Origin of the sequence: Streptomyces sp. NPDC006463 (genome assembly GCF_042870715.1) — a bacterium.
In the GTDB taxonomy this organism is placed as follows: domain Bacteria; phylum Actinomycetota; class Actinomycetes; order Streptomycetales; family Streptomycetaceae; genus Streptomyces.
This window is the reverse complement of the sequence record NZ_JBIAHP010000015.1, coordinates 177,690-186,397: the sequence shown is the minus strand read 5'-3', so window position 1 is coordinate 186,397 and position 8,708 is coordinate 177,690. Positions and strand designations below refer to the sequence as shown.

The 8,708-nt window shown below is 72.3% G+C and carries 8 protein-coding genes; 5 read left to right on the top strand and 3 right to left on the bottom strand.

The genetic code is table 11. The features are described 5' to 3' along the window. Nucleotides 1-124: 124 nt before the first annotated feature. The 3 genes from ACFYOB_RS26700 to ACFYOB_RS26690 all read right to left on the bottom strand — a co-directional run bounded on the left by ACFYOB_RS26700 (nucleotide 125) and on the right by ACFYOB_RS26690 (nucleotide 2,355). Entirely contained in the window at nucleotides 125-286 is a 162-nt protein-coding gene (locus ACFYOB_RS26700; protein ID WP_388563540.1) for a hypothetical protein, read from the bottom strand. A gap of 165 nt (nucleotides 287-451) precedes the next feature. Continuing rightward, nucleotides 452-787, bottom strand: coding sequence for a trypco2 family protein (locus tag ACFYOB_RS26695; RefSeq protein WP_388563523.1), 336 nt, complete (start codon nucleotides 785-787; stop codon nucleotides 452-454). A gap of 140 nt (nucleotides 788-927) precedes the next feature. Beyond that, a complete protein-coding gene (locus ACFYOB_RS26690) occupies nucleotides 928-2,355 on the bottom strand; it encodes a cytosine permease (protein ID WP_388563521.1) in 1,428 nt (475 codons plus the stop codon). Nucleotides 2,356-2,511: 156 nt separating this feature from the next. Between ACFYOB_RS26690 and ureA the strand changes: the two genes are divergently transcribed. The 5 genes from ureA to cimA all read left to right on the top strand — a co-directional run bounded on the left by ureA (nucleotide 2,512) and on the right by cimA (nucleotide 8,678). Then, nucleotides 2,512-3,225, top strand: coding sequence for an urease subunit gamma (ureA, locus tag ACFYOB_RS26685; RefSeq protein WP_388563519.1), 714 nt, complete (start codon nucleotides 2,512-2,514; stop codon nucleotides 3,223-3,225). 47 nt (nucleotides 3,226-3,272) lie between these two features. Next, on the top strand, nucleotides 3,273-4,955 hold the full coding sequence (locus ACFYOB_RS26680) for an urease subunit alpha (RefSeq protein ID WP_388563538.1): 1,683 nt from the start codon (nucleotides 3,273-3,275) through the stop codon (nucleotides 4,953-4,955). A gap of 29 nt (nucleotides 4,956-4,984) precedes the next feature. Continuing rightward, nucleotides 4,985-6,019, top strand: coding sequence for an agmatine/peptidylarginine deiminase (locus tag ACFYOB_RS26675; protein WP_388563517.1), 1,035 nt, complete (start codon nucleotides 4,985-4,987; stop codon nucleotides 6,017-6,019). A gap of 40 nt (nucleotides 6,020-6,059) precedes the next feature. Beyond that, nucleotides 6,060-6,680, top strand: a complete 621-nt coding sequence (locus ACFYOB_RS26670) for a TetR/AcrR family transcriptional regulator (RefSeq protein WP_388563515.1) — start codon at nucleotides 6,060-6,062, stop codon at nucleotides 6,678-6,680. 369 nt (nucleotides 6,681-7,049) lie between these two features. Continuing rightward, nucleotides 7,050-8,678 carry a citramalate synthase gene (cimA, locus tag ACFYOB_RS26665; RefSeq protein WP_388563513.1) on the top strand — a complete coding sequence of 543 codons (1,629 nt, stop codon included), beginning with the start codon at nucleotides 7,050-7,052 and terminating at the stop codon, nucleotides 8,676-8,678. Nucleotides 8,679-8,708: the final 30 nt, after the last annotated feature.

The window sequence follows — 8,708 nt, the reverse complement described above, 5'->3', positions numbered from 1 at the left end:
TCCCGCCGGGGGCCCACCCCCCCCCCCCCCCCGCCCCCCCCCCCGGGGGGGGGGCCCCCGGGGGGGGGGCGGCCCCCCGGGGGGGGGGGCCCGGGGGGCCCCCCCCCGCCCCCCCCCCGGCCGTTCAGACGCTCCGATGGGTGAGGGCGATGTCGAACAGCTCGGGCGGCGGGGGAACGGTCGCCGGCGAGGGCCGGTGGAGGTGGCCGCCGAGGGGGTCGCACCCCGCGAAAGGGCCGTGGACCGGATCGAGCAGGATCCGCGGATGCGGGTCGGCATGGTGCAGCCAGAACGACGTGGGCCGCCGTCAGCACCAGGCGCGGTGCCACGCGGTACCCCGAGCCGTGCGAGGCGCCGCCGCTCTCGCCGGTCGCGCGTACGTGTGCCACTCGCCGTGAGGCCAAGCGCTGCCACCCCCCCCGGTGTGCGTCGCCCCGCTCGCCCCGCGCGGTCAGTACTCGTCGATGTCGCGCACCTCGACGTCGCCGCCGTCCCGGGTGCGCGGCTTCAAGGTGAGGGACACCCGGTGCGTGCGCCGGGAGGACCTCTCGGCCTTCCCGTTCGCACCGATCACGCCGAAGCGCAGCTCGCCGACGCCGCCCCGGGTGCGGGAGAGTTCCAGTTCCAGTTCCACGTCGATGGTGTCGATCTCGAAGCGGACCGCGGAGCCCGCGCCGCGACGCTGGGCCTCGACGACCTGCCTGCGGAGCAGGTCGACCGCGTCCGCCAGGTCGAGCCAGGTGTCGTCGTGCGCGCAGGTCGCTGTCGCCTCCGCTGCTGGGCACACCGGCCGTGAACCGGCACGGGGGTTTGATTGTGCAGCAACCACCTTGATCTGTCTGGTGGTTGGGGCGATATGGATTGCGTACACACGAAGGCCCGCGCCCCGGACTGGTTCCGGGCGCGGGCCTTCGTGCGTACGTGTGCTCAGGCGGCCGCGGCCGCGGGCTGCGGCTCGTCGGCGGGGACGGCCGCCGGGGCCGTGCGGGCGGTCAGGGCCGTGTAGACCAGCCCGCCGGTCAGGCCGGAGAGGACGAAGGAGCAGTCCACGCCGCCGGTCAGGGCGAGCAGCGGGCCCTCGTAGAAGGGGGTGGTCACGGCGAGCAGGCCGACACCCGCGCCGATGACCCAGGAAGCGGTGGCGGCCACGTTCCAGCCGCCGCGGTACCAGTAGACCCCGCCCACCGAGCGGCGGTTGAAGACCTGCAGGGCGTCGGCGTCGTACTGCCCGCGGCAGCGGACGTAGCCGATGAGGGTGATCACGGCCCACGGGGTGCCGATCGCGGTCAGCACCAGGACGAACGAGGTCATCGCGGACTGGACGTCCCACTCGAAGGAGCCGACGAACACGAAGGCGGTGGCGACGGCCGCGGCGATCACGGTGGCCGTGGTGCGGGTGGCCCTGGGGACGATGGCGTCGAGGTCGAGGCCCATGGAGTAGAGCATCAGGCCGGCGTTGCCCACCGAACCGGCCGCGGCGGCCGCGAGCAGCGGCAGCAGGTACCAGACGGGCGAGGCGTCGACCAGCGGCCCGGCGTACTCCGCGCCGGCCTCGGCGGCGAGCGCGGTGTAGGTGCCGAAGAGCTGCGGGATCAGCAGGCCGATCAGCAGACCGAGCCCGGTCGCCCCGAGCACCTTGCGGGGGCTGTGCCGCGTGGGGGAGATGTAGCGGGTGTAGTCGCCGAGCAGGGTGATGAAGGCGACGGGCCCGCTGAGTCCGGCGGCGACGGCGGCCAGCAGCCACGTCGGCCAGAAGGAGCCGAGCAGGTACTCGGTGTCCGGCGGCGCGGCGGTGGTGAAGTCCGGCGCGTAGGCGATGAGGCCGACCGCCAGCAGGACCACCATGCCGATGGACAGGATCTTGCTCATGCGCAGCAGCAGCCGGTAGCCGAAGACGGCCCCGACGACGGTACACGCGGCGAGCACTCCGTACATCACGGCCCGCGACACGCCGGTGTCCGGCAGCCCGGTGAGCCGGGACAGGACCCCGACCATCACGTCACCGCCGATCCACAGGGTCAGCGCGGTGTAGCCGAGGGAGAGCAGCAGGCCGACCACCGAGCCGACGAGGCGGCCGCGGACGCCGAACTGCGCGCCGCTGGAGGTGGAGAGGTTGGTGGCGGTCCGCAGGGAGACCAGCGCCAGCGGCGCGGTGAAGGCGATGCCGACGATCGTGCCGGTCACGATGGCGGTGACCGAGGGCCACAGGCCCAGTCCGAAGGACGGGGGAAGCCAGCCGAACACGATCACGCCGAGGCAGAGATTGGAGCCGAGGAGGATCGAGATCAGGTCACGGGGACCGCTCGTCCGCTCCTCCTCGGGGATGGTGTCGACTCCGCGCTGTTCGATGGGCATAAGGGGACTCCCTTGGCAGGGCGGGGGGTGGTTTCGCAATCTTTGAGCGACACTCAATGTGACCCAAGCCCTGGTCCCAGGTCAATGATTCCTTGCGAAGGAATGAAGAGTTAGAGTGATGCTCTAACCCATCGACTCAAGAGGTGGTGGATCGGCGTGCGGCTGACCCCTACGGAGCGCGACCGGCTGCTGCTCCGCAGCGCTGCGGAACTGGCCAGGGCCCGACGGGCCCGGGGCCTGAAGCTCAACGTCCCGGAGGCCACCGCGCTGATCGCGGACACGGTCTGCGAGGCCGCGCGCGACGGCAAGCGGCTCGCGGAGGCCATCGAGGAGGCCCGCGGCGTGCTGGGCCCCGACGACGTCCTGCCCGGCGTGGCCGACGTGGTCACCGAAGTGCACGTGGAGGCCGTCTTCGACGACGGCTCCCGGCTCGCGGTGGTCTCGTCCCCCGTCCGGGGCGCCGTACCGCTCGGCGACGACGCCCCCGGGGCGGTCGTCCCCGGCCCGGGCGTCCCCCAGCCGGAGCCGGCGCTGCACCTGCGTGTGCGCAACACCGCCGCCGTACCGGTGAGCGTCACCTCCCACTTCCACTTCTTCGAGGCCAACCCGCGCCTCGACTTCGACCGCGCCGCGGCCTACGGCATGCGGCTGTGCGTCCCGGCGGGCTCGTCCGTACGGTTCGACCCGCACGGCGAGGGCGAGGTCGGTCTGGTCCCGATCGGCGGCGACCGGATCGCCATCGGCTTCGCCGGCCTGGTGGACGGGCCGCTGGACGCGCCCGGCGCGAAGGAAGAGGCCCTGCGCCGGGCCGCCGCCTGCGGCTACCTCGGAGTACGTGACACCACCGGCAGCGAAGGAGCACACGCGTGAGCCGCCAGACCCCCCACAGCGATCACTGTGCGCCCGGCAGCCGGCACATCGACCCGCACGAGTACGCCTCCGTCTTCGGCCCCCGCGCGGGCGACCGGGTGCGGCTCGGCGACTCGGGGCTCACCGTGCGGGTGGAGTCCGACGCCCAGAAGCCCGGCGACGAGTTCCTGGCCGGCTTCGGCAAGACCGCCCGCGACGGCCTGCACCTGAAGGCCGCCGCCGTCCGCGAGACCTGCGACGTCGTCATCAGCAACGTGCTGGTCATCGACGCCGTCCTCGGCATCCGCAAGGTCTCCGTCGGCATCCGCGAAGGCCGCATCCACGCGATCGGCCGGGCCGGCAACCCCGACACCCTCGACGGGGTGGACGTCGTCGTCGGCACCGGCACGAGCATCGTCTCCGGTGAAGGCCTGATCGCCACCGCCGGCGCCGTCGACACCCACGTCCACCTGCTCTCCCCGCGCGTCATGGAGGCCTCGCTCGCCGCGGGCGTCACCACGATCATCGGCCAGGAGTTCGGCCCGGTCTGGGGCGTCGGCGTCAACTCCCCGTGGGCGCTGAAGCACGCCTTCAACGCCTTCGACGCCTGGCCCGTCAACATCGGCTTCCTCGCCCGCGGCTCCTCCTCGGACGCGGCCCCGCTCGTCGAGGCCCTTGCCGAGGGCGGCGCGTCCGGCTTCAAGGTCCACGAGGACATGGGCGCGCACACCCGCGCCCTGGACACCGCCCTGCGGGTGGCCGAGGAGCACGACGTACAGGTCGCCCTGCACAGCGACGGCCTCAACGAATGCCTCTCCGTCGAGGACACCCTGCGGGTGCTGGACGGCCGCACCATCCACGCCTTCCACATCGAGGGCTGCGGCGGCGGGCACGTCCCGAACGTCCTGAAGATGGCGGGCGTGCCGAACGTCATCGGCTCGTCCACCAACCCCACCCTGCCCTTCGGCCGGGACGCGGTCGCCGAGCACTACGGCATGATCGTCTCCGTCCACGACCTCAAGCCGGACCTCCCCGGCGACGCGGCCATGGCCCGCGACCGGATCCGCGCGGGCACGATGGGCGCGGAGGACGTCCTGCACGACCTCGGCGCGATCGGCATCACCTCCTCCGACGCCCAGGGCATGGGCCGCGCGGGCGAGACCGTCCGCCGCACCTTCGCCATGGCCGCCAAGATGAAGGGCGAGCTGGGTCCGCTGGCCGGCGACGGCGAGGACGACGACAACGCCCGCGTCCTGCGCTACATGGCGAAGCTGACCATCAACCCCGCCATCGCCCACGGCCTGGCACACGAGATCGGCTCCATCGAGGTCGGCAAGCTCGCCGACATCGTGCTGTGGCGCCCGCAGTTCTTCGGCGCCAAGCCGCAGCTGGTCCTCAAGTCAGGCTTCCCGGCGTACGGGGTCACCGGCGACCCCAACGCCGCCACCGACACCTGTGAACCGCTGGTCCTCGGACCGCAGTTCGGCTCGTACGGGGCCACCGCGGCCGACATCTCCGTCGCCTTCGTCTCCGCCGCGGCCGCCGCGCTCGGCTCCGACGAGATGCCGACCCGCCGACGCCGGGTGGCCGTCCGCGGCACCCGGGGCATCGGCCCGAAGGACCTGCTCCTCAACTCCCGGGTGGGCGCGGTCGATGTGGACGCGCGCAGCGGCCTCGTCTCCCTCGACGGGGAACCGCTGCGCTCCGAAGCCGCCGAGTCGGTCTCCCTCAATCGCCTGTACTTCCTGTAAGACAGCAGAGCCACTAAGGACCCCCTGCCATGACCAAGCCCGCCGACCACGGATTCCGGATGCCCGCCGAGTGGACCCCCCACGAGCGCACCTGGATGGCCTGGCCCAGCCCCAACCCCACCTTCACCAACGAGCAGGAGCTCGCCGAGGCCCGCGAGGCCTGGGGCGCCGTGGCCCGCGCGGTCCGCTCGTACGAGCCCGTGACCCTGGTCGTCTCGCCCGGTGACGCCGAGAACGCCCGCGGACACGTCGGCGACGACGTGCAGCTGGTCGAGCGCGAGCTCGACGATGCCTGGATGCGCGACATCGGTCCGACCTTCGTCACCAACGACGCCGGCGAGCTGGCCGCGGTCGACTGGACCTTCAACGGCTGGGGCGCCCAGGAATGGGCCCGCTGGGACCACGACTCGAAGATCGCCCGGGCCGTCTCCGACCTGGCCGGCACCCGTACGTACAGCACCGCACTCGTCAACGAGGGCGGCGCCATCCACGTCGACGGCGAGGGCACCGTGCTCCTCACCGACACCGTGCAGCTCGGCGAGGGCCGCAACCCCGGCTGGACCCGCCAGCAGGTGGAGGCCGAGATCCACGCCCACCTGGGCACCACGAAGGCGATCTGGCTCCCGTACGGCCTGGCCGGCGACTACGGCACCTACGGCACCCAGGGCCACGTGGACATCGTCGCCGCCTTCGCCCGCCCCGGCGTGGTCATGGTGCACACGCAGCCCGACCCGGCCCACCCGGACCACGAGCGCTGCAAGACCATCGCCGCCATCCTGCGGGCGTCCACCGACGCCCGGGGCCGGCAGCTGGAGGTGGTGGAGGTCCCGGCGCCGACCGTGCTGGAGGAGGACGGGGAGTGGGTGGACTACTCCTACATCAACCACTACCTGTGCAACGGCGGTGTCGTGCTGTGCTCCTTCGACGACCCGCGCGACGAGGAGGCCGCCGAGATCTTCCGCGGACTGTTCCCCGAGCGGACCGTGACACTCGTTGACGCACGTACGATTTTCGCCGGGGGTGGCGGAATCCACTGCATCACCCAGCAGCAGCCGAAGGTCTGAGCGACAGAAGACCGGCGGCGGACGGACGAGGAGTGGGCCCATGGTGGCGGGTGGAGTACCGGTACGGGCGGCGCGCAAGAACGCGCCCCCGCGCGAGGACGTACTCGTCGCCGCCATGGCCACGATCGCCGAGCGGGGCCTGGAAGGCCTGACCATGGCCGGTCTGGGCCGCGAGGTCGGCATGAGCAGCGGCCACCTCCTCTACTACTTCCGCAGCAAGGACGAGCTCCTGCTGCAGACCCTTGAGTGGAGCGAGGCGGAACTGGGCACCGCGCGGCGGGCCCTGCTGTCCCGGCGCGGCCCGGTGGCCGAACGGCTGCGGGCGTACGTCGACCTGTACGTGCCCACGCAGGCCCGCGACCCGCACTGGACGCTGTGGCTGGAGGTCTGGAACCGCTCCCAGAACGCCGGCCCCGAGGAGCGCGACCGCCAGGCGGCCATCGAGGGCGCCTGGCACCGCGACCTGGTGGCGCTGCTCGCGGAGGGCATCTCGCGCGGTGAGTTCCGCCCGGTGGACCCCGACCGGGTGGCGGCCCGCATCCGGGCCCTGCTGGACGGGTTCAGCATCCAGCTGGCGGTCGGTCTGCCGACGGTGGACCGGGAGGAGATCCTGGACCACGTCCGGGAGTTTCTGGGCGAGACCCTCACCCCCCGGCCGTAGTCCCGGCAACGGCGCCGCACCGGGCCGGGTGGCCCCGGCACCACCCGGCGGGCGGGCCTTGCCCGCATGCTGAGATCCGTGTCCACGCGCCGCGGGCGTTGTGGCAGACTGCGAGCGTGCCTGCTCAGCTCATGATTATCGCCAGCAGCGCGCCGGTCCCCAGTGGCCGCTGAACCGTGGAAGAACTTCGCGGAAGCGGCCACCGTGCCTCAGACCCGCGCGCAGACCTCTCGCTACCCGCGAGAGGTTTTTTCGTTTCCCGGCCCATCCCAGCCGGGACCGGCCTGCGCGCGATGATGGGGGCAGTGACGGCGGCCTGCCCCTTTGGCGGGCATCCGGAACCACTCATCCGACAGGAGTCAGATCAGCATGACGACGACACCAGAGGCGGCAACTGGGCTGTCCGGGGGCCTGGACGACAGCTTCCACGTCTTCGACACCACCCTGCGCGACGGCGCCCAGCGCGAGGGCATCAACCTCACGGTCGCCGACAAGCTGACGATCGCCCGTCACCTCGACGAGTTCGGAGTGGGCTTCATCGAAGGGGGCTGGCCCGGCGCCAACCCCCGTGACACCGAGTTCTTCGCCCGCGCCCGCGCCGAGATCGACTTCAAGAACGCCCAGCTGGTCGCGTTCGGCGCGACCCGGCGGGCAGGAGGCTCCGCCGCCGAGGACCCGCAGGTGCGGGCGCTGCTGGAGTCCGGCGCCCCGGTCGTCACGCTCGTCGCCAAGTCCCATGACCGTCACGTCGAACTCGCCCTGCGCACCACCCTGGACGAGAACCTGGAGATGGTCCGGGACACCGTCTCCTACCTGGTCGGCCAGGGCCGCCGGGTGTTCGTCGACTGCGAGCACTTCTTCGACGGCTACCGGGCCAACGCCGAGTACGCGAAGTCCGTCGTACGCGCCGCCCACGAGGCCGGCGCGGATGTCGTCATCCTCTGCGACACCAACGGCGGCATGCTGCCCGCCCAGGTGACGGCGACCGTCGCGACCGTCCTCGCCGACACCGGCGCCCGCCTGGGCATCCACGCCCAGGACGACACCGGCTGCGCCGTCGCCAACACCCTGGCCGCCGTGGACGCGGGCGCCACGCACGTGCAGTGCACCGCCAACGGCTACGGCGAGCGCGTCGGCAACGCCAACCTCTTTCCCGTCGTCGCCGCCCTGGAGATCAAGTACGGCCGCAAGGTGCTCCCCGAGGGCGCGCTCGCCGAGATGACCCGGATCTCGCACGCCATCGCCGAGGTCGTCAACCTCACGCCCTCCACGCACCAGCCGTACGTGGGTGTGTCCGCCTTCGCGCACAAGGCGGGCCTGCACGCCTCGGCCATCAAGGTCGACCCGGACCTCTACCAGCACATCGACCCCGAACGGGTCGGCAACACCATGCGGATGCTGGTCTCCGACATGGCCGGCCGCGCCTCCATCGAGCTCAAGGGCAAGGAGCTCGGCGTCGAGCTGAACGGGGACCGCGCGCTGATCTCCCGGGTCGTGGAGCGGGTCAAGGAGCGGGAGCTCCAGGGCTACACGTACGAGGCGGCCGATGCCTCCTTCGAGCTGCTGCTGCGCGCGGAGGCCGAGGGCCGGGCCCGCAAGTACTTCCGCATCGAGTCCTGGCGGGCGATCGTCGAGGACCGCCCGGACGGCACCCACGCCAACGAGGCCACGGTCAAACTGTGGGCCAAGGGCGAGCGGATCGTCGCGACGGCGGAGGGCAACGGCCCGGTCAACGCACTGGACCGGGCACTGCGGGTCGCGCTGGAGCGGTTCTACCCGCAGCTCGCCAAGTTCGAGCTGGTCGACTACAAGGTCCGCATCCTGGAGGGCAAGCACGGCACGGAGTCCACGACGCGCGTGCTGGTCGCCACGACCGACGGCGTCCGCGAGTGGTCCACGGTCGGCGTGGCCCCGAACGTGATCGCGGCGTCATGGCAGGCCCTGGAGGACGCCTTCACGTACGGCCTCCTCCACGCGGGCGTCGAACCGGCCGAGTAGTCCGCCACACCTCGCGACACCTCGCCGGGC

Excerpts from the sequence above, each read along its gene's own strand:
- cimA (WP_388563513.1), top strand. The coding sequence starts at position 7,050 with ATGACGACGACACCAGAGGCGGCAACTGGGCTGTCCGGGGGCCTGGAC.
- ACFYOB_RS26675 (WP_388563517.1), top strand. The coding sequence starts at position 4,985 with ATGACCAAGCCCGCCGACCACGGATTCCGGATGCCCGCCGAGTGGACC.
- ACFYOB_RS26690 (WP_388563521.1), bottom strand. The coding sequence starts at position 2,355 with ATGCCCATCGAACAGCGCGGAGTCGACACCATCCCCGAGGAGGAGCGG.
- ACFYOB_RS26670 (WP_388563515.1), top strand. The coding sequence starts at position 6,060 with ATGGTGGCGGGTGGAGTACCGGTACGGGCGGCGCGCAAGAACGCGCCC.